This is a genomic window from Aquirufa regiilacus (genome assembly GCF_032470275.1).
Lineage (GTDB): Bacteria > Bacteroidota > Bacteroidia > Cytophagales > Spirosomataceae > Aquirufa > Aquirufa regiilacus.
The window spans coordinates 176,619-199,347 of record NZ_JAVNWW010000001.1; the positions used below are offsets into that span (position 1 = coordinate 176,619).

The following is a 22,729-nucleotide window of genomic DNA, read 5'->3' on the forward strand; positions in this document are numbered from 1 at the left end:
TTATGATTCTTACGATAGTTAGAAAAATCAGAAATTCAATTCCAGGTTTTGAAGAAAAGCAATTTTTGCGCGTAAAGCCTTGGGTTTTATGTCAAGGAGATAAAACGTTTCGGCTAGATTATAATTTAGATGAAAATTCGATCGTGCTTGATTTGGGAGGATATGAGGGCCAATGGGCGAGTGACATTTTTTCGAAATACCAAAGCCATGTATACATTTTTGAGCCTTACACGCCCTTTTTTGAGAATATTAAAAATAGATTTTTGAAGAATGAAAAAATTAGAGTTTTTAATTTTGGCTTAGCTTCTAAGTCCTCGGATTCGTATCTTTCTTTTAATGGTGATAATACGTCATCCTACATCAATAAAGGAGAAAGTGTCCCTATAAAATTGGTGGATTTTATGGAATTTTATGATTCTCAAAATTTCAAATTAATTGATTTAATTAAAATCAACATTGAAGGAGCAGAATATGATTTACTTGAGAGTCTTATCATTCGAGGTGAATTGTCAAAAATGAAAAATATTCAAGTTCAGTTTCACGATTTCGTACCCAACGCAGAGAAAAGAGTGGCTGAAATTAGATCTAAACTAAAACTTACCCATAAACCTACATACATTTTTGACTTTGTTTGGGAAAACTGGGAATTGATAAGCGATTGAAAAAAGTTAAATTAACTTTTCCGTATGATTGGCCTTTACTTAGGCAAACGCCGAATAGTCTAGGAATTTGGGGTGATTATGAATTTCATATCAATTCAGAATCTAATGAGGGCTTTCATGCATGGGTGGTATTCAATAGTTTACTAAAAGAGGATGAGGTCACACTTGCAATTAAGTCAAATACAATCTTAATAACGGGTGAAACTTATGATTTGCAGTTATATCCAAAGTCCTTTACGAAGCAGTTTTCTCACGTCATTACCAATCAAACCCAAATCATTCATCCTCAAAAATGTAATATGCATACGGGTGCTCCCTGGTTTGTTAACAAAAGTTATGATGCGTTATCGGAAATGAAAGAGGTTTCAAAAACGAAATTGATTTCAATTGTTACCTCTGATAAGTTAATTACCGATGGACATAAATTGCGTTTTGACTTCGCACATCGATTAAAGGACTATTTTAAGGATGAAATTGATTTGTTTGGAAGGGGAATTGTTGACTTTGATGACAAATGGGATGTGTTAGCTCCTTACAAATACAATATTTGTATCGAAAATGGCGAACACCAAGATTATTTTACTGAAAAATTAAATGATTGCTATTTAGCATATACCTTTCCAATTTACCATGGTTGTCCTAATATTACCGATTATTACACCAAGGATTCGCTATATCAAATTAATATAAATGACTTTGAGCTTTCGCTCCGAGCTATTGAAAAAATTCTTAATTCCCCAATGTATTATGAAGCGCATTTGGAATCTCTTCAAATAGCTAGATTAAAATGTCTAAATGATTATAATTTGTTCGCTATCATTGCTAGTTATTTGGACCAAAATGGTGATTTTAATGAATTGCCAGAGCGAGTTCAACTGAAAAGTATGCGTTTTGCTCCACAAGCAATTTTAGAGAAGGTTCAATTTAAATTGAAGAAAAAGTGGAAATTATAAGTCACAGGGGTTTCTGGTTATCTAGTGATGAAAAAAATTCGAAGTTGGCTTTTCAGCGCTCGTTTCAACAGCATTTTGGAACCGAAACTGATATTCGAGATTTCAATGGGGAATTGGTCATTTCGCATGACATTCCCGTATCTAAAGAAACATCAATCTATGACTTCTTTTCTCTGTATCTTGAACAAGACAGTACTCCAACCCTTGCCTTAAATATTAAATCAGACGGGTTAACGAAAGTCTTAAAATCTAAAATTGAAGCTTTCGGCATTCAAAATTATTTCTGTTTTGACATGTCGATTCCAGATACGATTCAATATGTACGTGAAGGTCTGAACTTCTACATCAGACAAAGTGAGTATGAACAAGATCTACCATTTTACGAGGAGGCTTCTGGAGTTTGGTTAGATTCTTTTCACACGAATTGGTTTTCCAATGAATTGATAGAAAATCATATTCTTGGAAATAATAAGTGTGTTTGTATCGTTTCCTCTGAGTTACATGGCAGGGACCATATTCCGCTTTGGAATCAATTATTGGAATTTTCTGAATTACGTTCAGATCGGTTGATTTTATGTACAGATTTGCCAGACGAGGCAGTAATTTATTTTAAAAATGAAAATTAAAGCAGTCCTTTTAGATATGGATGGAGTGCTCATCGATGCGAAGGATTGGCATTATGAGGCATTGAATAAGGCATTAGGCTTATTTGGATTGGAAATTAGTCGGTATGATCATTTAGTTACTTTCGATGGGTTGCCTACACGAGATAAACTCAATATGATCTCGAGTGAATCGAATTTTCCTAAAGGATTGCATCAGTTTGTGAATGAAATAAAACAGCAGTATACCATGGAGGTAATTTACACGGCTTGCAAACCGAAATTTTATCATCGTTACGCTCTTTCTAGATTAAAATCTGAAGGTTACCAATTAGCTGTTTGTTCAAATTCGGTTCGGAATTCTATCGAAGTCATGATGGAAAAGGCAGCTCTGAAAGAATATTTGAGTTTTATTATTTCAAATGAGGACGTAATACATGGTAAGCCGAATCCTGAAATGTATACGAAGGCGATCAATACATTAGGTCTTTCACCAAGCGAATGTCTGATCATTGAAGATAATGAAAACGGCCTCAAAGCAGCTTATGCGAGTGGGGCTCATGTACTAAAGGTTGATAAGATTCAGGATGTGAATTACTTTAATATTAAAAATAAAATAGTAGCAATCGAAAATCATGCTTAAAATAATTATCCCTTTAGCTTCAGATCATTTTATTGATGAAAGTGGGCAGTTTAACTATCCGCTTCCGCTTATTGAGATTAATGGTAAATCTGTGATTGAGTATGTTTTAAGCGATTTAAATAAAATATCGGGTGAGAAGCAGTTGATTTTTATCTTGAAAGACCAGGATTGCACAAAATATAATCTTGATAATTCGTTAAAATTATTGGTCGATAATCCGATTATCGTCCCACTTAAAGCCAAAACGAAGGGTGCCATTTGTAGTATTTTGATGGCGGTTGATTTTATTGATCAAGACGATGAGTTACTTATTGTTAATGCCGATCAAATTATTTCATGTGATTACAATGAAGTACTTCAAGATTTAAGAACTCAACATGCGGATGGGGGCATAATTAGTTTTAAGTCGGTTCATCCAAGATGGTCATATGCCAAGATTATAGACGGAGAAGTATTTCAAACAGCAGAGAAAAATCCCATTAGCAATGATGCGATTGCAGGATTTTATTATTTCCACCAAGCAGTTGATTTTATTGAAGGGGCTTTCGATGTAATTCGATACGATGAGAATTATGAAGGGCGTTTTTATACCTCGAGTGTATTTAATCAAATGATCTTAAAAGGGAAAAACATCAAATCATTTCCGATTTCACCAGATCAGATGCATTCGTTCTATTCCGTTCAGAAACTTAAGGAATTTGAAAAATACTTATTAGGATGAAAAAACAACAATTAGCTAATATGCTGGGAGGTTGGTTTATTGGCGATTTTGAGCCATCTCTCTTACCGAGTTCAGATTTCGAAGTTGCCGTGAAGTATTACGACGCAGGTGATTTCGAGGCCTCACATGTGCATAAAATTGCCAAAGAATTTACAGTGATTGTAGAGGGGGAAGTAAAAATGAATAATCAAATATATAAATCGGGGGATATCGTTCAAATTGAACCTGGGGAGTTTACGGATTTTGAGGCTTTGACTAAAACGATTACGGTCGTCGTGAAAACGCCAAGTGTGAAAAATGACAAGTATCTTTTATGAGCGGTTTGAAAGATTGGGTGAAAAAATACAGGGTATTGAATCAAAGTTTACATATTACATATAAACTGATCAAGGCAATTTTAGCCATCAAAATTAACGCCCATGCTTTACGGGAATTTACCTTTGAATGGCGGGGTGAAGTGGGCTTAGGAGAACAGAATCTAAATTTCTATCAAAATATCTTCAAGAATCTGCTGAAAGACCCAAAATTGGTAATACTTGATGTAGGAGCAAACGATGGGTGGTTTTCGAAGATTGTATTTAGATTTTGGCCCAATGCAAAAATCATTTCTTTTGAGCCGCTTAAATCGATGCATCCATATCTTGAATTACTCAAACAGCAAAAAGAGACGTATACCTATGAGAAAATTGGATTAGGGGAGGAGAACAAGAAATTTATGATCAATGAAATTGGTACTTCAGGTCTCAGCTCATTCAAAGAGATTCATTCGAGCTATGCTTATGACGCAAAATTCTTTAATCAACAGGTAAATAAATCATATGAGGTAGATGTTTTGACCTTGGATGATTATGTAACTAATCGGCAAATTGAAGGGGAATTTTGTTTGAAGGTTGATACGCAAGGATTTGAAATGGAAGTGTTAAGAGGCGCACAAAAATTATTTGAATCGAAGCGAATTAAAATTGTCATCATAGAATTAATGACAATTGAAAAATATCAAGGTGCAACCCTTTACCATGAAATTATAGGTTATTTGGAAATACGAGGACTTCGTTTAGTTGATATTCATAATTCGTATTATGAGGAAAATGGAAAATTAAGTGAATTTGATGCGGTGTTTACATTAATTTAATGAGTATGATTCTGAGCATTAGATGGTTTTTTTACAGTGTATTTTATTTGTTAAAAATAAAACAAATAACATATCGGAAAAGCTGGATTCTTTCGCGTACCGCCTGCTTAGTAAATGATACTTATCCCCTTTTAAAATTGAATAATTCGGATATATATAATGTACAGAAAGGCCGAGTTGATTTGTTAAATAGTTATTTTACAAATTCTTATGAAAGGCCTAGATTAGGTTTAATTAAATACATCAATAGGCCGGATATCAAGAAACTTTTTATTCAACAAAAGTATTTCTTCTTACCCCGAAAGAATAAACCGAGTTTATTTATTTTGGATTCATTTAGTGAGTTAGTCGATAAACGATTTGTAGGAAGAAGTCCAGTGGAAGGTGCATTTAATGCTTATTTTTCTGATGTCGATAGTCGTATTTCAAAGAAAATGGTTTGTATGGATTTACTTGCTGAAGATAAATTGTTTGATTCTTACTTGACATTCTTTAATGCCTTTAGAAGTTATTCTGATTGCCCTATATTATTTGTTTTATTCCCTGATAAACTTGAAAAAAGACAGTCCTATCTTACTCGGTCAAGAGCCATCAAGGAGTCAATCGAACGAATTAAAATCCAAATCCCGAATTTTCATGTATTTGAAATCCCGGATAATTTAGTCAATCACGCCAAAAATGATTCGAATCCTTATCATTTCGGAAAAGAAGTCTATGATTCCCTGGCGAATCAGATAATAATGAGTAATCTTTTACCTGTAAAAAATTGACAATGCATTTAAATGTGGTGATACCCATGGCTGGCTTAGGTAGTCGATTTGCAGAAGAAGGCTTTTCTCTGCCTAAACCATTTATTGATGTTGATGGCCTTCCCATGATTGTGCGAGTTCTCGAGAACTTAAATTATCCTGATGCTCATTATATCTTGATTGCTAGAAGTGAACATTTAGAAAGATATCCTGCTATTGTAACTAGTATTGAAACTAGGTTTCCAAATATTCGTTTTGTTTCGGTTGATCAATTAACGGAAGGCACGGCTTGTACCATTTTATATGCTAGGCAGCTTATTAATAATGAAAATCCACTTTTGATTGCGAATTCTGATCAACTCGTTGATTTGAACATGGCTGATTTTATAGCTGATGCTGATCGGCGAGATTTGGATGGTTCCATTCTTTGTTTTAGAGATGCTGAGTTAAATCCCAAATGGTCATTTGCACAGGTAGGCGAAGATGACTTGGTGATTCAGGTAAAAGAAAAGGTTGTTATTTCAGATTTGGCGACTGTGGGAATTTATTATTTTAGTCAAGGCTCTGATTTTGTTAATTCAGCCATCGACATGATTATTCAAAATGATCGCGTGAATAATGAATTTTACACCTGTCCGAGTTATAATTATGCCATAAATGCGGGAAAACGTATTGGAGTATATTTAATTGATGCTATGCAAATGCATGGGATTGGGACGCCAGCTGATTTAAAAGAATACTTGCATTTTAAAAGATTCGATGCCTCGAAGTCATAAGGCAATTGATGGTTTTGCGGTTGATTTGTTGGGTCAAATCATCAATCAATTCTTGACTTTCGTCTCGATTCCAATAATCATTTCGAATACCAATCAGTCCAATTATGGATTTTGGTTAACGATTGGTTCGATTATGACATGGATTTCCATTACTGATTTAGGAATCGGGACGGCATTAACAAGGCAGTTGATTAAAGTTCAAACAATATTTGATGGTGATCAACTTTTGGATAAGCGGAATGTCTTATTGAGTACATCATTTGTGTTTTTTCTTATAGCTGCTATCGTCTTTTTTGTTTGTTCGATATTCCTTTACCCTGTATCGATTAAATGGTTTCATATTTCAGCTGCTGACAATCGAACGTATTTTCTCACCTATTTTCTTGCAGCATTTGCAGGTGCTATTTCACTGCCTCTTTCAATTTATGGCGGAATATTAGAAGCCAATCAAAAAATGGTATTAAATCGAAATGTGGCAACAGGAGCGTCTCTTTTTAATATATTGTTCTCGGTAATTTGTATTTATATTTTTAAAGATGTGCAGTTTTTGGCTTTGTCCTTATTGCTTACCGTTCTATTAAAATCGCTCATACTTTATTTCTTTGCCCATAAAAATTATGCATTTTCGTTAAATTTTTCTTCATTTTCAAAACAGGAATTTCAGGGATTATTAAAATTTGGAGGCAACTTTCAACTTGCAAAATTGGCTAATACGGTCGCGAGTAACACGGATAATTTATTCATAGGTTCTAATCTTGGTTTGGGATTCGTTCCTATTTATACATTTACATCAAAATTTTTTCAAACTTTTTCCGTCGTAATTGTCAGTAAAATTCCAGGGGTCATATTTCCCGGATTAGCTGAAATTTTTGACCAAGATGGACAGCATAAAATACAAATTGTCTTCACGTGCTTAATCAAATTATTAGTTAGAATAGGAATATTTGGATCAGTTTTTGTATGCTTATTTAATCATGTTTTTGTTCGTTTATGGGTCGGAGAATTTAACTACGGAGGTGATTATTTAAACTGGGTTTTAGTTTATTTGTTGTTTTACGAAACCATTTTTCGAGGTACTGCATCGATTATCTTGGTTTATGGCGATATGGCAAGTTGGGCTTACGTTTCACTTTTTGAGGCAATTTTGAATATAATCCTTAGCATTCTGCTTGTTCGAGATTATGGATTAACCGGTATTGCTTTTGCCACGGCAGCGAGTAGAACATTTACAACAGGGGCCTATCTGATTTTTTATTTTATTCGGAAAGGATTAATTAATAAATCATTAATCAAAGTTGTACTAGAGGTTTTTTTGAAGTCTATACCTACGATCGTATTTTTATTCTTGTTTCAACTGTATTTCATTGATCAGAATTGGTTTGGGTTGGCAGCTGTTGGAATACTAGGATTACTGATTAATGTTATAACATTTGATTTATTGACTATTTGGCGATTTAAGCATGAAGGCTGGAGGGAAATTCTTTCCAAGGTCTTACATAATGGAAATTAAGAGATGCAAGTAAAATTGATTCGATTTATTGTTTTGCTACTAGAACGGATAACCGCTCATTTTGTATCAATTCATTTAAGGCCATGGAAATTTTTAAAGCATGTTCTTAAATCTGATTATGATTCATACGGCAAATATCAAAGTGAATGGTGTATTCTGTTGCAAGGTCCAATTATCACAAAAAACTCCTTTACACTTCAAACAATTCTTTTATATCGCTATGTTTATCCAAATGCAAAAATTATACTGTCAACCTGGAAGGATGAAGCAAAGAAGCTGGATAAGAATAAATTGAATGATTTAAAGGTCGATGTGTTGTTAAATACTAAGCCTGATTATGTCGGAATTTCAAACATCAATCTACAACTGGTATCTACGATTGCAGGGATAAACTTTGCTTCCGACCAAGGGGTAAAGTATGTTTTAAAAACTCGAACAGACCAACGAGTTTGTAAGTCACTGGATTTTTTAGGTCACATGCGTAATCTCCAAACAAATTTCCCTAGCTCAAATGATAAAATGGATAACCGCTTGATTGTGGCTAGTACGAATTCTTTTAAATCTCGACTGTATGGAGTTACTGATATGTATATGTTTGGTAGCATTTCTGATATGAAATTATTTTGGCAAATTCCTACAGAGCAGAAAAGCGAAACGTTACATGAAGTGAAAACAGATCCCGTTTATTTTATTTCAAACAAGCAGGCTGAGGGTTATTTAGTTAGTCATTTCTTTAACTCTATCGACTTTTCGCCAAGTTGGTCGGTGGAAAATAGTCATTATTTCTTATCTCAATTTTTCTGTATTGTAGACAAGGAGCAACTTGATCTATTTTGGTTAAAGTATGAAAGATTTATCGAGTCGTTTTCTTTTCTTCGAAAGAATGATGCTAAGAATTGGGAAAGGTTTGAATTTGCTGATTGGCTGAAAGCCTACATTATGTATCGGAAAATAGAATAATGATCGGCCAGTGGTTTAAAAATATGGTGATGATAATGCTCTCAGGATTACTTCTGATTGATATTATTGGCGGCTATGCGCTCGCTCAGGGGGAGCAAACCTCTGTTATGGTTATTTATAAGGGTTTATTAGCCGCGTCAATTAGTTTCTATTTAGCTCGGTTAAAATCTTTTTGGTATTTTATCATACCTACTTTACTTTTTATTATCCTCTTTGTTTTTGCCTCTTTCCAGAGTGGTTCAATCGGAAACTTAGGGGAAAAGTTGGCCCTTTTTTTTAGGTTCCTCTTTAACAGCGTTGTTTTTATTTTTCTTGTTTCAGAACTAAAAGCGAACAGGCAATTTGGCCGTAAAGTGATTTTATTTATTTATTTCAGTTTTGCGATTTTGGCAGGATCCATCGTGTTGGGAGCTTTTGGATTTGGGAATAGCACCTACAGTGATGCGGAAGTGGGGTCGAAGGGATATTTTGAAGGGGGGAATGATATAGGCGTTGCCTACTTAGTACTTGGCTCTTTCTTATTGTTTGGGCTATATCTACAAAAAAAATCCTTGTTTATTCGTGTGTGTTTCATTTTACTACAATTAGCAATTGCTCTATTAGCGTCAACCAAATTGGTAATTTTGGGTTCCTTAATTAATGTGCTCTATGTATTATGGAGTTTTATTAGAATTAATATTTGGATTAAATATTTGTACTTAAGTCTCGTTGTTACAATTCTGTTAAGCGGATTATATTGGGGAATTCAATCAAGTGGCTTATTGGATAGGCTTTTAACAAATTTTGATAAGGGGGATATCCTTTTTGTTTTACTTTCTGGAAGAGACAATACGGTATTAGAGGGCTTTGCCAACTTCTTAAAATCAAATTTAATTACAAAATTTTTCGGATTTCCACAGATTCAAAATTCTGAGATGGATGGTTTTGATATCCTCTTCAATTTCGGTTTCATGGGTGTGCTATATTTTCTTTCTTTGGCTATTTTGCTATATAGAAGATTGAATAAACTAATTGCTATTGGATATTCAAATGCAAAATTTGGTCGATTTATCTTCATATTTTGCGGTGCATTAGGTTTAATCGCCGGTCACACCTTATTTTCAACACAAGGTGGACTTTTTCTTTTCGCAGTCATCGCGATGAGTTATTATCAACCATTTTTCAATGTCCAGAAATAAGGTGGGAAAACCGAAAATTGCTTTTTTGTTGCCTCAATTGATTAAGGCGGCTCCCATCATTTACAATAAAAACTTGGTAGCGCATTTGCAAGATGAATTCGATATCACAGTTTTTTATTTCCAAGGGGACGATAAGGTAGGTTTCACATGCAAAACCCAATGGATTGACTATCAAAAAGAATTTAGTTTTGAAGGCTTTGATTTGGTTCAAAGCTTTGGTTATCGTCCAGATGTTTATTTAGCCCGAAATCGAAAGCGAATAAAAGCCCAATTGGTATCAACATTACATAGTTTTATATTTTTTGACCTACGATCGCAATATGGGTATTTAGCATCTCTTGTATTTGGGACTTGGTGGCTTTATTGTCTCATGAAATTTGATCAAATAGTTTGTCTGACCCAAGTAATGAAGGATTATTATGGTTCTTTCTTGCCAAAGCAAAAATTGAATGTAATTCATTCTAGTCATGTTGTCATTCAACAGACGGAGGCTACAGATTCCAAAATCGGAGATGAGATTGCAAATTTTAAGTCGAATAAGGTTCTGTTAGGCATAATTGCGAATCTAACTTATCAAAAGGGGATTGACCATGTTATCAAAGCAATCGCCGATTCGGAGCAATATAAACTTCTTATCATCGGTGATGGAAGGTACCGTAAAACCTTGGAAAAGATGGTGGCGGATTACGGTTGTGAATCAAAATGTTTGTTTTTGGGTCACTTGGAAGACGCTCATCAATTCATGCCATTATTGGATATCTACGTCATGTCATCCTATCAAGAAGGATTTGGGCTTGTGGGATTAGAGGCAGCACATTACAAAATTCCGATTGTGTGCAACGATATTCCCGTCTTTCGAGAAATCTTCATGAATGGAATAGTGGAGTTTTATCAAGCAAATTCCGCAGAATCACTTCTACGGGCTTTAGATGATGTTTCTGGAAACATGATCGACTATGGAATTAAATTGCATGAATTTTGTACTCCGAAATATCGGATAGACAAGATGTCTAATGAATATAGTAAACTTTATACGACAATAATTGAATGAAAATTAAGCTTTTTGTGCCCTATTTTAATGAACAAATGGTTGCCAGAATTAATATTTTGTCTGCTATGAAATGGGTTGATGAGATTCATTTAACGGAAGCTAATTATACTTTTCAAGGGAAATACAAAGATTATAGTTTTGATTATGATATATTTTCAGGGACAGTTGATAAGGTTAACTACCATGCTATTGATGTTAAGAATTATTTTTTATTTAATAGGAGATATATTCCACATCTTGGTGGTCAACACCGCCCCGAATGGCATCCCAAAATTTTCTTTAACACCTCATGGTATAACGAGGGAGTTCAACGAAATCGCTCATGCGATCGTTCCCTGATCGAAGATGATGATATTATTATTCTTTCTGATATTGATGAAATAATTGATCCTAGAAAAGCCGATATGATTATTGCTGCTGTTGAAAAGCATAAAATTGTAACAGTAAGATTGAATTTTTCCCTCTTGTATTTTAATCTTTTTTCAAGAAGTTGGAGCGGACCCAGTGATTACAGCTATCGAATATTTATCATGAAAGGGTCTGAATTTAGAAAAAGGAATTTTGATTATGATACGCTCCGAAAATTAGGAGAAAGAAGCCAATTGTTGAACGAGGTATATTGTTTACCTGAAATTTGTGGATTTCATCATTCTTGGATCGGGAATAAGGAATTAATTAAGGTGAAATTAAATGCGTATGCTCATGTAGAACATCGCACTATCGATAATGATGAACATATAGATGCTTGTCTTCGAAATGGTAAATCATTATTCGACAATCATGAGTTAATTGTTGATAATTCCATAGAGCTTCTGGAGGAGATCGAACTCAATCGCTCTCGATATAAGTCGTTTTTCTTTGAATAACGGATGAAAATCACCGCCTCCATTGTTCTCTATAATAGTGAATCATCCTCCATTATTCACTTGGTAGATTCTCTCATCCTTCAAGGTGTGCAGCATGTATATTTAATTGATAACGCTCCAATAAATCTTCAAAAGGATTTTGTTCAAATTTCTCATTTAACCTATCTTCACAACCCTACCAATCCAGGATTTGGTGCAGCACACAATATCGCTATCGATTTGGCCATAAAAGCGGGTTCTAATTTTCATTTTATTGTTAATCCAGATATCCAGTTAGGGGATGGTGTTATCAAAAATATGGCAGATTACATGAATCTAAATTCTGAAGTCGGCTTAATGATGCCTCAAGTCTTAAACGCAGACGGTACAACTCAATTCTTGCCAAAATTACTGCCAACACCTTGGAGTCTATTTAGAAGGAAATTTAAATGGCCAACAAAATCATATTTCCAGTTTCTGGAGACGTATGAGTTAAGGGGTGCTCCAAGTTCCCAGATTTATCAAAGCCCCATAATTTCAGGTTGTTTCGCATTATTGAATCTTACGGCTGTGCGAAAAGTGGGGAGTTTTGATGAATCATTTTTTATGTATTTTGAAGATTTTGACTTGTCTCGTAGAATGCAAAAGCAATACAAAACAATTTATTTCCCGCTCGTACATGTCGTGCATGGATATGATTCTGGGGCCAATAAAAATTTTAAGTTACTTTATGCATTTATCTGTTCAGCTATAAAGTATTTTAATAAATGGGGATGGCTCTTCGATAAAGATCGTGGCCAAATCAATAAAAAAACATTATCCCAATTTCAGTTGTGAATATTGTAATAAGTGGTACGAGTGGATTTCTAGGATCTAATCTTATTCCTTATCTGGCTCAATCTGTGTCAATCATTCGGTTAGAAAGAAACGGTGATTTTGTGAATATGATAGCTAATGCTCAAGTTGTTATCAATCTTGCGGGTTTGGCACATGATACAGAAAATGTCACTGACGTTGGAGCTTATTACCAGGTTAATACCGAATACAGCAATCGGCTTTTTGATGCCTTCCTCACTTCCGATGCCGAGGTTTTCATTACCATCAGTTCTGTGAAGGCGGTTGCCGATGTTGCACATGAAATTTTGACGGAGGAATATAGCCCAAATCCACAAACCCATTATGGGAAAAGTAAGTTGATGGCGGAATACTATATCAAGTCCAAACAAATTCCTCCAGGGAAACGAGTCTATATTTTACGTCCTTGCATGATTCATGGGCCTGGAAATAAGGGTAACTTGAATTTGGTTTATCAGGTGATAAAAAGGGGATTCCCTTGGCCTTTAGCAGTATTTTCCAATAAGCGTTCCTACTGTAGCGTGGAAAACATCTGCTTCGTCATGAAAGAATTAATCGAACGAAAAGATATTAAATCGGGGACTTATCACATTGCCGATGATGATGCGCTTGATACCAATCAAGTCATTCAGTTGATTGGGGAGTCTTTAAATCAAAAAGTTTACTCAATCCCAATTCCTAAACGTTTCATAACGTTTATCGCCCGTTTGGGAGACTTTCTTAATTTACCTCTAAATTCAGAGCGTCTAAATAAATTGACTGAAAACTACCTTGTTTCTAATCAAAAATTGAAAAATGCGCTTGGCAAAGAATTGCCCATCCAAGCAAGGGAAGGCTTATTAGCCACTTTGGCAAGCTTCAAATCTTGATTACTCAACCGTCACCGACTTCGCCAAATTACGTGGTTTATCCACATCCAAGCCGCGCAACACCCCTATGTAATAGGATAGTAATTGGGTCGGCAAGACGCTAATCAGCGGGGCCAACAACTCATCCACCTCCGGCACAACCATCACATGGTCTGCCATATCGCGAATCAGCGTATCTCCTTCCGAAATCACCGCAATCACCATCCCTTTGCGGGCCTTGATTTCCTGGATATTACTCACAATTTTCTCGTAATACGCGTCTTTCGTTGCGATAAACAAGACCGGTAGGTTTTCATCGACCAATGCAATCGGTCCATGTTTCATCTCCGCTGCCGGATATCCTTCCGCATGGATGTAGGAAATTTCCTTCAATTTCAAAGCCCCCTCTAATGCAACTGGGAAATTATATCCTCGACCTAAAAACAAGAAATCGCGCGCATCTGCATAATGTTTCGCAACCTCTTTGATTTTTTCATGTGTCGCCAAAGTTATTTTTACCTTTTCAGGGATCAATGCCAATTCTGCGATTAAGCGATCATATTCTGCCGTAGCTAAAGTGCCTTTGGCCTTACCTATTTTCATCGCCATCATGGCAAGGACGGTCAATTGTGCCGTGAAGGCTTTGGTACTCGCCACCCCAATCTCCGGTCCGGCATGCGTATAGGCACCCGCGTGAGAAATACGTGCAATCGATGATCCCACGGCATTCACCACCCCAAAAATAAAGGCGCCTTGTTCCTTCGCGCGTTCGATGGCCACTAAAGTGTCCGCCGTTTCCCCACTTTGGGAGATCGCAATAATGATATCGCCTGGCCCAATCACTGGGTTCCGGTAACGGAATTCCGAGGCATATTCCACCTCCACCGGAATGCGGCAAAGGGTCTCAATCATGTATTCGGCGACTAAGCCGGCATGCCAACTCGTTCCGCAGGCAACAATCACGATTCTTTTGGCCTGCGCAAAAACAGATAAATGTTGTTCAACACCCGCTAAAGTCAGCGTCATGTTTTCGCTGTCCAAACGACCTCGCAAACAATCCGTCAAGGATGCCGGTTGGTCAAAAATCTCCTTCAACATGAAATGGTCATAGCCTCCCTTTTCGATTTGGGCTAATTCCATGTCTAATTGTTGGATATATGGCGTAATAGGTTCATTTCCCAAATTCTTCAAGATGATTTCATCTTCGGAAATGATCGCCAATTCATAGTCATTTACGTAAATTACCTTCTTCGTGTATTCGATAATCGGGGAGGCGTCAGATGCCAAAAAGTGTTCGCCATCGCCCATGCCAATCACCAAAGGACTCCCTTTGCGCGCTGCAATGAGGCGATTCGGGAATCCTGTTTCCATCACGATAATCACATAGGCACCCACCACACGTTTCAAAGCGATGCGCATCGCTTCTTCCAACGAGTAATTATTGCTCTGTTGGATTTCCTCAATGAAGTTGACCAAAACCTCCGTATCCGTCGCACTTTCAAAAGTATAGCCCTTCTGAATTAACTCTTGTTTTAAAGAAGCATAGTTTTCAATGATCCCGTTGTGTACCAAGGTTATTTTACCCGAATTCGATTTGTGTGGATGTGCGTTGACGTCAGAAGGTTCGCCGTGCGTGGCCCAACGGGTATGTCCGATGCCCACAGTTGCCGTTTTTGTGATGTCATCCGTCCATGCTTCCAACTCGGCAACACGTCCTTTTTTCTTGAAATTCGTTATTTCTTTGCCGTATAGGGCGATTCCTGCGCTGTCGTAGCCGCGGTATTCCAAACGCTTAAGTCCTTTTAAAATGATGGGGTAAGCGGCTTGTGAGCCGATGTAGGCGACGATTCCACACATAAGATGCTTGTTTTAGGGCTATTTGAGTTACAAATATCTCGAAATCTACGTGGAAAAGCAAGGTGGGTAAGGGTAAACGCTGCCGGGGTCAACGACCCCGGCAGCGTTACGCAAAGAACCACTTTTTCGCCAGTTTCACTACCTAAAACATGATAATTTTCACATTTTTAGGGCATTTTATGCGCTTTTTTGAGCCTTTTCACCTAATTTTAAGTCACAGGTTGTTGGGGTCCTGACCCCGACAACCTGAACAAAACCCTTTAGATTCATGAAGAAACTTATATTATTCCTATTCGCAGCGATTTGTCCGCTAGCCCTTCAATCCCTTCAAGCACAAGATTTACGTATCGAACCGCTCAATTGGTGGGTAGGCATGAAAAACCCTAAATTACAGCTCCTGATCCATGCTAAGGATCTGAAAGGAGCCGAGGTAATTGCTACAAAACCAGGCTTAAAGATTGTAAAAGTGCATACGGCCGACAGCCCGAACTACTTGTTCGTTGATTGTGAAATATCGAAAAACGCGCTGGCGGGGTCATATCCGATCGATATCAAAAAAGGCAACAAAACCCTCCATCACATCGACTACAAACTCGATTCTCGGACGCCTAATTCCGCGAATCGTCCATCGTACTCAACAAAAGATGTCATTTACCTGATTACGCCCGATCGTTTCGCAAATGGTGACCCGAGCAATGACGCGGCTCCTGGTTTCCGCGAACCGAATCCTGCGCGTAACGAAATGTATGGGCGGCATGGGGGTGACTTAAAAGGCATCATTGACCGTTTGGCTTATATCCAAGACATGGGATTTACGGCTATTTGGAACATGCCTGTGATGGTTAATGACCAGGCGAAGGAGAGTTACCATGGTTATGCGATTACGGATCATTATTTGATCGACCCGCGTTTTGGTACAAATGCACAATACAAAGAGTTAGCAGAAAAGGCGGGCCAAAAGGGCATTAAGCTTATCATGGATGTCGTGTTAAATCACTGCGGCGATGGCCACTGGTGGATGAAGGATTTTCCATTCAAGGATTGGATTAATTTTGACGGAAAATTTGTCTCGACAACGCACCGTCGGGAAACGGTTCAAGATCCACATGTATCACAATTTGATGCTAAAATGCAGACGGAAGGCTGGTTCGTCCCAGCAATGCCAGATTTAAATCAAAAGAATCCATTTATGGCAAATTATTTGATCCAAAATACCATCTGGTGGATTGAATATGCACATTTGGGTGGTATTCGAATTGATACGTATCCCTATTCCGAAAAGCATTTTGAGGCGCGTTGGTCTGATGCAGTCTTGGCTGAATATCCGAACTTAAACATGGTAGGCGAGGAGTGGTCATCGAATCCGATCATTACGTCTTATTGGCAAAAAGGGAAAGTCAACCGGGATGGATTTAAATCATCCTTGCCGGCATTGATGGATTTTCCCTTACAAAATGCCGTTTCGGAAGCGATGAATGAGAATGACCAAGACTGGGGCAAGGGCTTGAATAAGATTTATTCGGTGATTTCGAATGATTTGGTGTATGCCAATCCGGATAATTTGGTGGTTTTTGGTGATAACCACGATATGTCGCGTTTTTATTCGCAGGTCAAACACGACCAAGCATTATTCCGCATGGGAATGACATATTTGTTGACGACACGTGGCATTCCACAAATTTTTTACGGTACGGAAATCTTGATGTCCAATCCCAAAAGTAATGAACATGGAGAAATTCGTGGTGATTTTTATGGCGGTTGGCCTGGAGATGCCAAAGATGCTGTGACCCAACGCGGTTTTACGGCTGATGAAAAAAGTGCGCAAGACTTCTTTAAAAAGTTATTGAATTGGCGGAAGAATAATGCCGTGATTCATGAAGGGAAATTGACACATTTTGGTCCTGAAAATGGAGTCTATGTCTATTTCCGTCATTCGGCAAAAGGGAAAGTGATGGTCGTGATGAACAAGAATGCGAATTCCAAAAGCTTATCGATGGATCATTATGCGGAATTGATTAAAGCTGGGGCTCAATTGAAGGATGTCTTAACAGGAAAGAAGCAAACCCTAGGTTCCACATTGGAAATACCGGCAAAAGCGGCCTTGGTATTTGAGGTGCAATAATTTCCGACCGATTCATAAGTATTGTTTTTTGTTAATCCAAGTGTTTTATCGGTAGGCGCACGCGTGGTCAATGCCTCCTCAAACGATATTAAAGAATACTTTAATGGCGCTGTTGATGAGTTAAGAATTTATAACCGCAGCTTAAGTGCTTCTGAAGCCTATTCCCTTTACGTGCAATAATTGAGTTTTACATTTGATTTTTAAATAGAAGAACTTATCTTGAAGGCATAAAGCCCTGCAAAGGCCCTAGTTCTAATCAAAATCAAATGCATATAAGTAGCCTTTTCAAGGCCCTACTTCTTATTACTTTACTCCTTTCTTTTCAAAGTTGGGCAGATGATTCCTACAACCCAGTCAAATTTAAACGTGATTTGCGTTTCCAGGATCCTCAGTTTATGTGGACTACCTGGGATCGTGTTTTCAAAGAAGATGGCGGATTCTTTTCGAATGCCAATGTCGGTGATTTGGAGCGCATTTTAGAGGCTCATTGGGCGGATGCGCGGAAAAAGAATAACCTCGATCTAATGATTAAGGCCGCGATTCCACTCGCGATGGTCTACCACAATCAGGCCAAATTTACCCATGGTCTTCCCTTTTTTGAGTTTCTTTTTGAACATGAAAAGCAAGTCCCTGCCTATTATTGGCGCCATGTGCTCATTAAATTAGAGGAGGAATACCGCGGCAAAAATGAAATCGAAAAGGCAATTCCCATTCGTCGCTTACGCATCAAATTAGGATTTATCAAAACCTTCTGGGAAATCTACCGCGAATGCGGACTTTTTGAAGATGCCCTGCGTGATTTTATCCAGTTTCAGCCAGTTCCTGCGCGTGGCGATTATCGCCGACTTTTTTATCTGCAACGTTTGGGTTGGTTATATACCGATTTGAAAAATTTCAAAAAGGCGCGGAATATTTATGCCCAAGGCTATCGAGAAGTGGCTGAGGTGCGGGCAGCGTCAAAAGCTACCTATCTACCTCGCGAATTGCGCTATTGGGAAGGTTTGTTCAAAGGCCTCATGGCCGAATGCGACATGGAACTGGGTAACTATACGCATGCCATTCCCATGTTGCGTTTCGACATCCAGTCAAGTTTAGATAATCCGGACAATCAAATAGGAAAAGAAATATCCTTAGCGCGCGCTTACCTCCACAGAAAAAGTTGGGAATCTGCCAAATATTACATGGATCATGCGCGAATTTTGATGGCTCAAAAGGTTATACCGACCGTTAAACTCATGATGCTTGATGCCTATGCAGATTACTATGCTGCGCAACAGCAATATGATTCTGCCTATTTTTACAACAAAGCATTGCATGCTTATCGGGATACGGTGAACGCGCATATCAATCGGAATAAATCAATCTTGCTTTTAGGCCAACTTGAATTAGCCAAACACCGCGAAGAATCGCTGAAAAACAAGCATCAAGTGGAGGTCTATTCGGAATCATCCAAATTGCAAGAATTTAAAATCAAACTACTGAGCCTTATCCTGGGTGCGATTATTTTTGGGTCGATATTGCTCTATGTTAATTTTCGTCAAAAAGGATTATTGAACCAGAATCGAATACAATTGGATTTGGAGCACGAGCGCAATGCGGTCCTTTTAAAAGAATTGCATCACCGTGTGAAGAATAATTTGCAGGTTATTTACAGTCTGTTGAACCTACAGAAGCGCCGAACGAAAAACATCGAATCCGTTGATTTAATTACGGCCCTTCAAAACCGAATACAAACCATCGCTTTGGTTCACAATAATTTATTCCAATCCGACGAAATGGAATTTGTCCAGTTGGACAGCTATGTCCGAACCTTGGTCGAACACCTGCAACAAATGTATGCACAAGAGGAAGTAAACCCTGTTCAGATTTACTTCGATATTCAGGATTCGATCAAGTTGCGCTTTGAACGTATAGGGACATTGGGTTTGATTATCAATGAAATTGTGTCGAATGCATTTAAGTATGCGTTTGTCGAAGCGGAACAAGGAATTTTACGGATTGAGATTGACCAAGAAGGTTCCCAAATTCGAGTCATTATTGAGGATAATGGGCCGGGTTTGGTGGATGAGATTAATCGAAATTCCAATTTAGGTATGCGGCTTATTCGAATATTGAGTGAGCAAATGGGGGCGACCTATACCCTGCATCAAAGCCAAGGCATCAAGCATTTAATTACTTTTAACGTGTAGCATTTATGGAAGAAAAGCGGGTATTGATCTTAGAGGATGAGATTATTGTGGCGTTAGATATCAAAGAGATTTTAGAGAATTTGGGATATCGTTGTTTGGTTTTTCATGCGTTTAATTCAGCGTTAGATTCACTTGTCACCTTTCAGCCGCAATTATTGATTTGTGATATTAATATTGGAGAAGGCCCATCGGGCATTGATTTTGTCATTCAGGCACAAAACCGAGTACCTGGTTTAGCTGTCATTTACTTGACAGCGTTTAGTGACCGACAAATCGTCGAAAAAGCGGGGAAAACGCATCCAGTTAATTACATATTGAAACCCTGGAGCGATCATCAAATTCGGGTGTCCGTTGAAATGGCATTTGACCAAATTGCGGATGGCGGTAAACTGAGTCAAAAGCTCGTGGATCTCACGCAAGCCGAATTGAAAATTCTCGAATTAATCGCGCAAAATAAGAAGAGTAAGGAGATCGCCGACTTATTATTTATTTCGGAAAAGACGGTCAAAAATCACCGGTATCACATTAGTAAAAAGCTGAATTTGTCGACGGAAAATAACAGTTTACTTACGTTTGCCTTAAGTCACTTTGGGTATAAAAATGAGGCCTAGGTCTCATTGTAGGAGTCGCGGGAAGAACGTTCCTTTGTATGGTAAATAACCCTAGTTCTATAATAACACGCGATTACCTAACCCTAATACCTTCAATTTATACAAAGCCTCTGCTAGGGATAGCGGGGGCTTTATTTTTTGGTAATAATAAAAGGACATCTCTCACGAAATGTCCTTTTTTATTGTCCGATACATTTGTAGCCCCGGAAGGAATCGAACCTTCATCTTAGGTACCGGAAACCTACATTCTATCCATTGAACTACGGAGCCAGGGTTGCAAATTTACGAATACTTCTCCAATTGTCTTACCAAGACATTGAAATCTTTCGGATAGGGTGCCTCAACCGTTATGGGACTTCCGTCCATCAAGTTGAAGCTCAAACTATGGGCATGCAAGGCCACCCGGCGCATCAAGGGACGCTCTTCGGTATCCTTTTTTAAATGGAAATTTCTTTTCAAGTCCGACAAATACACATCCTTTCCGCCATACATCTCGTCGGCTACGATGGGTGCATGCAAACAGGTTAAGTGAATGCGGATTTGGTGCATGCGGCCTGTGATGGGCATACATTCGACCAAGGTATATCCCTTGTAAACTTTCAAGGAACGGAACCAAGTTTCCGCATGCTTGCCGTTCGATCGTGCGATAATCACCTTGCCGTCTTTGAGGGGGAGGATGGGTAAATTCACCAACATGCCATCCCAGTCGTGCATGCCTTCCACCACGGCGTGGTAGCGTTTGGCTGTTTCCCGGTGCTCGAACTGCATGGAAATATGTCGGTAGGCCTCCGGATTTTTGGCAATCACCAAAGCTCCCGTTGTTTCCTTATCCAATCGATGTCCCACCTGTGCATCTTCTGAATACACTTTTGCCATGCGCAAAATGCTGGGTGCATAATCATCCTTCCGCTCATCCAGCGTCGCGATGCCCGATGGTTTGTTGATGACGATGAAATCGTCGTTTTCGAAAAGGATGTAATCTTGTAATTTGTATTTCATATATCAGTCGCTAGTCACTAGTCGCTAGTCATTAGTCCGGAGTCCAAAGTCCGTAGTTGTCTCTCTAATTTCTTCACTCTTAATTCTCAACTCTTACTTCTTACCTCTTACCTCTTCACTCTTACCTCTTACCTCTTCACTCTTATCTCTTATCTCAATTCGGTAAACAAATCTTCCCCATCGTCATCCACGGCGAATCACCCAGCCGGCGATCAGATGCCGGATTCGAATCCATCAAGGTTTCATTGGCCAACAAAGCAAATAAAACAGCTTCTTTTGCCGCAGATTCAATACCTAAAACAGCCGAATCTTGAATCGTAAAACCGGGCAAGAGTTGGGCCAAATGCTCCATCATCAAGGGATTTCGCGCGCCACCACCACTCACATAAACGTATCCTTCTTCCAATCCCGTGTAATGTTGAATAGCCAAGGCAATTGTTTCAGCAGAAAAATAGGTGAGCGTTGCGATGCAGTCGGCCGCACTCAGTCCTTCCGGAACCATTTGGCTGATCCGATCCACGTTGAAATATTCAGGTCCCGTACTTTTAGGGAATGATTCTTCGAAAAAGGGTAGGGCTAGCAAGGCTTTTAAAAATGCCGCATCGACTTTGCCCGATCGCGCGATTTGGGCATCTTCATCAAATGATTTTTCAGTATAATTCGCTCTTACCCATGCATCAATCAAGGTATTTCCAGGGCCTGTATCCGTTACTAAAATATCGGTAGGATCTTGATTCGCGGGCAAATAGGTGAAATTCCCAATGCCCCCAATATTCAAAAGTATTCGCTCCTCCTCGGCTTTGGTAAATAGAAAATAATCCCCAAACATGGCCAAAGGCGCACCTTCGCCTCCCGCAGCCACATGTTTTTGACGGAAATCCGAAAGCGTAATGATTCCAGTTAAATGGGCTAAATGATCCCCATCACCTATTTGTAAAGTTGAATGAGGGTTTGCACCTGTTCGATCGGGACAATGCATGACGGTTTGCCCATGAGATGCTAATGCGTCTACGTCGGTTGGATTCACGCCCCAACGAGCTAAGGTCTCCAAAATAATCGATGCATGTGTCCGCGCGATGTTCGCGTTCAAGGTGCACAGGCTAGGAAAATGAATGGTTTCCTTTGCAAAAACAGCCCGAATGGACTCCTTGAATTCAGTGGAAAAAGGCACGGAATCAAAATGGATTAAATCACATGTGGTTTCAAGGCCTTGCCCCGTAAACCGACATAAGGCCATATCCAATCCATCCAAAGACGTGCCCGACATCAAGCCCAAAATTAATCTGCTGGGCTTTTCTGCAATTTGATATAACTGTTTAATCTGTGGATTCAAGTCTTTCTATTTTTCGCTCGTTTACCTTTGGCAATCCTTAAAGGTTTGCCAAAGGTAGTGCGCAAAGCTACAAAAAAATCCCCCAAGGGAGTTCGAAAATTCGCCAAGTACTTGATAATTAATTGATATTTCC

At 38.4% G+C, this 22,729-nt stretch carries 22 protein-coding genes and 1 tRNA gene; 19 read left to right on the top strand and 4 right to left on the bottom strand.

The genetic code is table 11. From position 1 onward, the window contains the following. Positions 1-2 precede the first annotated feature (2 nt). From PQG45_RS00770 to PQG45_RS00845, 16 genes are read left to right on the top strand one after another with little or no spacing between them, the layout of a single operon-like run. On the top strand, positions 3-662 hold the full coding sequence (locus tag PQG45_RS00770) for an FkbM family methyltransferase (protein ID WP_316070099.1): 660 nt from the start codon (positions 3-5) through the stop codon (positions 660-662). Then, positions 632-1,615: a glycosyltransferase family 10 domain-containing protein gene (locus PQG45_RS00775; RefSeq protein WP_316070100.1), complete on the top strand. Its 984-nt coding sequence runs from the start codon at positions 632-634 to the stop codon at positions 1,613-1,615. Before PQG45_RS00770 ends, PQG45_RS00775 begins: the two co-directional genes overlap by 31 nt. A gap of 44 nt (positions 1,616-1,659) precedes the next feature. Beyond that, complete coding sequence (locus tag PQG45_RS00780; protein WP_316070101.1) at positions 1,660-2,241, top strand: hypothetical protein; 582 nt, start codon at positions 1,660-1,662, stop codon at positions 2,239-2,241. Next, positions 2,231-2,860: an HAD family hydrolase gene (locus tag PQG45_RS00785; protein WP_316070102.1), complete on the top strand. Its 630-nt coding sequence runs from the start codon at positions 2,231-2,233 to the stop codon at positions 2,858-2,860. Before PQG45_RS00780 ends, PQG45_RS00785 begins: the two co-directional genes overlap by 11 nt. After that, positions 2,853-3,581: a glycosyltransferase family 2 protein gene (locus tag PQG45_RS00790; protein WP_316070103.1), complete on the top strand. Its 729-nt coding sequence runs from the start codon at positions 2,853-2,855 to the stop codon at positions 3,579-3,581. Before PQG45_RS00785 ends, PQG45_RS00790 begins: the two co-directional genes overlap by 8 nt. Beyond that, positions 3,578-3,898 carry a hypothetical protein gene (locus PQG45_RS00795; protein WP_316070104.1) on the top strand — a complete coding sequence of 107 codons (321 nt, stop codon included), beginning with the start codon at positions 3,578-3,580 and terminating at the stop codon, positions 3,896-3,898. Before PQG45_RS00790 ends, PQG45_RS00795 begins: the two co-directional genes overlap by 4 nt. Continuing rightward, positions 3,895-4,713, top strand: coding sequence for an FkbM family methyltransferase (locus PQG45_RS00800; RefSeq protein WP_316070105.1), 819 nt, complete (start codon positions 3,895-3,897; stop codon positions 4,711-4,713). Before PQG45_RS00795 ends, PQG45_RS00800 begins: the two co-directional genes overlap by 4 nt. Positions 4,714-4,718: 5 nt before the next feature. Then, on the top strand, positions 4,719-5,483 hold the full coding sequence (locus tag PQG45_RS00805) for a hypothetical protein (RefSeq protein ID WP_316070106.1): 765 nt from the start codon (positions 4,719-4,721) through the stop codon (positions 5,481-5,483). Between the two features lie 2 nt (positions 5,484-5,485). Next, positions 5,486-6,238, top strand: a complete 753-nt coding sequence (locus PQG45_RS00810; RefSeq protein WP_316070107.1) for a glycosyltransferase family 2 protein — start codon at positions 5,486-5,488, stop codon at positions 6,236-6,238. Next, positions 6,222-7,748 carry a lipopolysaccharide biosynthesis protein gene (locus PQG45_RS00815; RefSeq protein ID WP_316070108.1) on the top strand — a complete coding sequence of 509 codons (1,527 nt, stop codon included), beginning with the start codon at positions 6,222-6,224 and terminating at the stop codon, positions 7,746-7,748. Before PQG45_RS00810 ends, PQG45_RS00815 begins: the two co-directional genes overlap by 17 nt. Positions 7,749-7,751: 3 nt before the next feature. Then, positions 7,752-8,708 carry a WavE lipopolysaccharide synthesis family protein gene (locus PQG45_RS00820; protein ID WP_316070109.1) on the top strand — a complete coding sequence of 319 codons (957 nt, stop codon included), beginning with the start codon at positions 7,752-7,754 and terminating at the stop codon, positions 8,706-8,708. Beyond that, positions 8,669-9,886: an O-antigen ligase family protein gene (locus PQG45_RS00825; RefSeq protein ID WP_316070110.1), complete on the top strand. Its 1,218-nt coding sequence runs from the start codon at positions 8,669-8,671 to the stop codon at positions 9,884-9,886. Before PQG45_RS00820 ends, PQG45_RS00825 begins: the two co-directional genes overlap by 40 nt. Next, positions 9,873-10,937, top strand: coding sequence for a glycosyltransferase family 4 protein (locus tag PQG45_RS00830; RefSeq protein WP_316070111.1), 1,065 nt, complete (start codon positions 9,873-9,875; stop codon positions 10,935-10,937). Before PQG45_RS00825 ends, PQG45_RS00830 begins: the two co-directional genes overlap by 14 nt. After that, on the top strand, positions 10,934-11,803 hold the full coding sequence (locus tag PQG45_RS00835; RefSeq protein ID WP_316070112.1) for a hypothetical protein: 870 nt from the start codon (positions 10,934-10,936) through the stop codon (positions 11,801-11,803). Before PQG45_RS00830 ends, PQG45_RS00835 begins: the two co-directional genes overlap by 4 nt. A gap of 3 nt (positions 11,804-11,806) precedes the next feature. Continuing rightward, positions 11,807-12,619, top strand: a complete 813-nt coding sequence (locus PQG45_RS00840; protein WP_316070113.1) for a glycosyltransferase family 2 protein — start codon at positions 11,807-11,809, stop codon at positions 12,617-12,619. Then, complete coding sequence (locus tag PQG45_RS00845) at positions 12,616-13,506, top strand: NAD-dependent epimerase/dehydratase family protein (RefSeq protein WP_316070114.1); 891 nt, start codon at positions 12,616-12,618, stop codon at positions 13,504-13,506. The genes PQG45_RS00840 and PQG45_RS00845 overlap by 4 nt, the downstream gene beginning before the upstream one ends. On the opposite strand, the gene glmS is transcribed toward PQG45_RS00845, so the two are convergent. Beyond that, positions 13,507-15,342 (bottom strand): glutamine--fructose-6-phosphate transaminase (isomerizing), encoded by a 1,836-nt coding sequence (gene glmS, locus PQG45_RS00850; protein WP_316070115.1) that lies wholly within the window; start codon positions 15,340-15,342, stop codon positions 13,507-13,509. 268 nt (positions 15,343-15,610) lie between these two features. Between glmS and PQG45_RS00855 the strand changes: the two genes are divergently transcribed. From PQG45_RS00855 to PQG45_RS00865, 3 genes are all read left to right on the top strand, one after another. Continuing rightward, positions 15,611-17,464 carry a glycoside hydrolase family 13 protein gene (locus PQG45_RS00855; RefSeq protein ID WP_316070116.1) on the top strand — a complete coding sequence of 618 codons (1,854 nt, stop codon included), beginning with the start codon at positions 15,611-15,613 and terminating at the stop codon, positions 17,462-17,464. Positions 17,465-17,730: 266 nt separating this feature from the next. Continuing rightward, positions 17,731-19,653: a sensor histidine kinase gene (locus tag PQG45_RS00860; protein ID WP_315576100.1), complete on the top strand. Its 1,923-nt coding sequence runs from the start codon at positions 17,731-17,733 to the stop codon at positions 19,651-19,653. Between the two features lie 5 nt (positions 19,654-19,658). Further along, positions 19,659-20,264, top strand: coding sequence for a DNA-binding response regulator (locus PQG45_RS00865; protein WP_316070117.1), 606 nt, complete (start codon positions 19,659-19,661; stop codon positions 20,262-20,264). A 198-nt stretch (positions 20,265-20,462) separates the two neighbouring features. Here the strand turns inward: PQG45_RS00865 and PQG45_RS00870 are convergent. From PQG45_RS00870 to PQG45_RS00880, 3 genes are all read right to left on the bottom strand, one after another. Continuing rightward, positions 20,463-20,534: transfer RNA gene (locus tag PQG45_RS00870), tRNA-Arg, on the bottom strand. A 12-nt stretch (positions 20,535-20,546) separates the two neighbouring features. Further along, a complete protein-coding gene (locus PQG45_RS00875; RefSeq protein ID WP_315576090.1) occupies positions 20,547-21,263 on the bottom strand; it encodes an RluA family pseudouridine synthase in 717 nt (238 codons plus the stop codon). Positions 21,264-21,417: 154 nt separating this feature from the next. After that, positions 21,418-22,596, bottom strand: a complete 1,179-nt coding sequence (locus tag PQG45_RS00880) for an anhydro-N-acetylmuramic acid kinase (protein ID WP_316070118.1) — start codon at positions 22,594-22,596, stop codon at positions 21,418-21,420. Positions 22,597-22,729: the final 133 nt, after the last annotated feature.

Bases quoted from the DNA above. Each gene is read 5' to 3' on its own strand.
- PQG45_RS00770 (WP_316070099.1), top strand. From the start codon at position 3: ATGATTCTTACGATAGTTAGAAAAATCAGAAATTCAATTCCAGGTTTT.
- PQG45_RS00800 (WP_316070105.1), top strand. From the start codon at position 3,895: ATGAGCGGTTTGAAAGATTGGGTGAAAAAATACAGGGTATTGAATCAA.
- PQG45_RS00820 (WP_316070109.1), top strand. From the start codon at position 7,752: ATGCAAGTAAAATTGATTCGATTTATTGTTTTGCTACTAGAACGGATA.
- PQG45_RS00840 (WP_316070113.1), top strand. From the start codon at position 11,807: ATGAAAATCACCGCCTCCATTGTTCTCTATAATAGTGAATCATCCTCC.
- glmS (WP_316070115.1), bottom strand. From the start codon at position 15,342: ATGTGTGGAATCGTCGCCTACATCGGCTCACAAGCCGCTTACCCCATC.
- PQG45_RS00815 (WP_316070108.1), top strand. From the start codon at position 6,222: ATGCCTCGAAGTCATAAGGCAATTGATGGTTTTGCGGTTGATTTGTTG.
- PQG45_RS00805 (WP_316070106.1), top strand. From the start codon at position 4,719: ATGATTCTGAGCATTAGATGGTTTTTTTACAGTGTATTTTATTTGTTA.
- PQG45_RS00810 (WP_316070107.1), top strand. From the start codon at position 5,486: ATGCATTTAAATGTGGTGATACCCATGGCTGGCTTAGGTAGTCGATTT.
- PQG45_RS00855 (WP_316070116.1), top strand. From the start codon at position 15,611: ATGAAGAAACTTATATTATTCCTATTCGCAGCGATTTGTCCGCTAGCC.
- PQG45_RS00830 (WP_316070111.1), top strand. From the start codon at position 9,873: ATGTCCAGAAATAAGGTGGGAAAACCGAAAATTGCTTTTTTGTTGCCT.
- PQG45_RS00785 (WP_316070102.1), top strand. From the start codon at position 2,231: ATGAAAATTAAAGCAGTCCTTTTAGATATGGATGGAGTGCTCATCGAT.
- PQG45_RS00790 (WP_316070103.1), top strand. From the start codon at position 2,853: ATGCTTAAAATAATTATCCCTTTAGCTTCAGATCATTTTATTGATGAA.
- PQG45_RS00795 (WP_316070104.1), top strand. From the start codon at position 3,578: ATGAAAAAACAACAATTAGCTAATATGCTGGGAGGTTGGTTTATTGGC.
- PQG45_RS00835 (WP_316070112.1), top strand. From the start codon at position 10,934: ATGAAAATTAAGCTTTTTGTGCCCTATTTTAATGAACAAATGGTTGCC.
- PQG45_RS00860 (WP_315576100.1), top strand. From the start codon at position 17,731: ATGCATATAAGTAGCCTTTTCAAGGCCCTACTTCTTATTACTTTACTC.
- PQG45_RS00875 (WP_315576090.1), bottom strand. From the start codon at position 21,263: ATGAAATACAAATTACAAGATTACATCCTTTTCGAAAACGACGATTTC.
- PQG45_RS00865 (WP_316070117.1), top strand. From the start codon at position 19,659: ATGGAAGAAAAGCGGGTATTGATCTTAGAGGATGAGATTATTGTGGCG.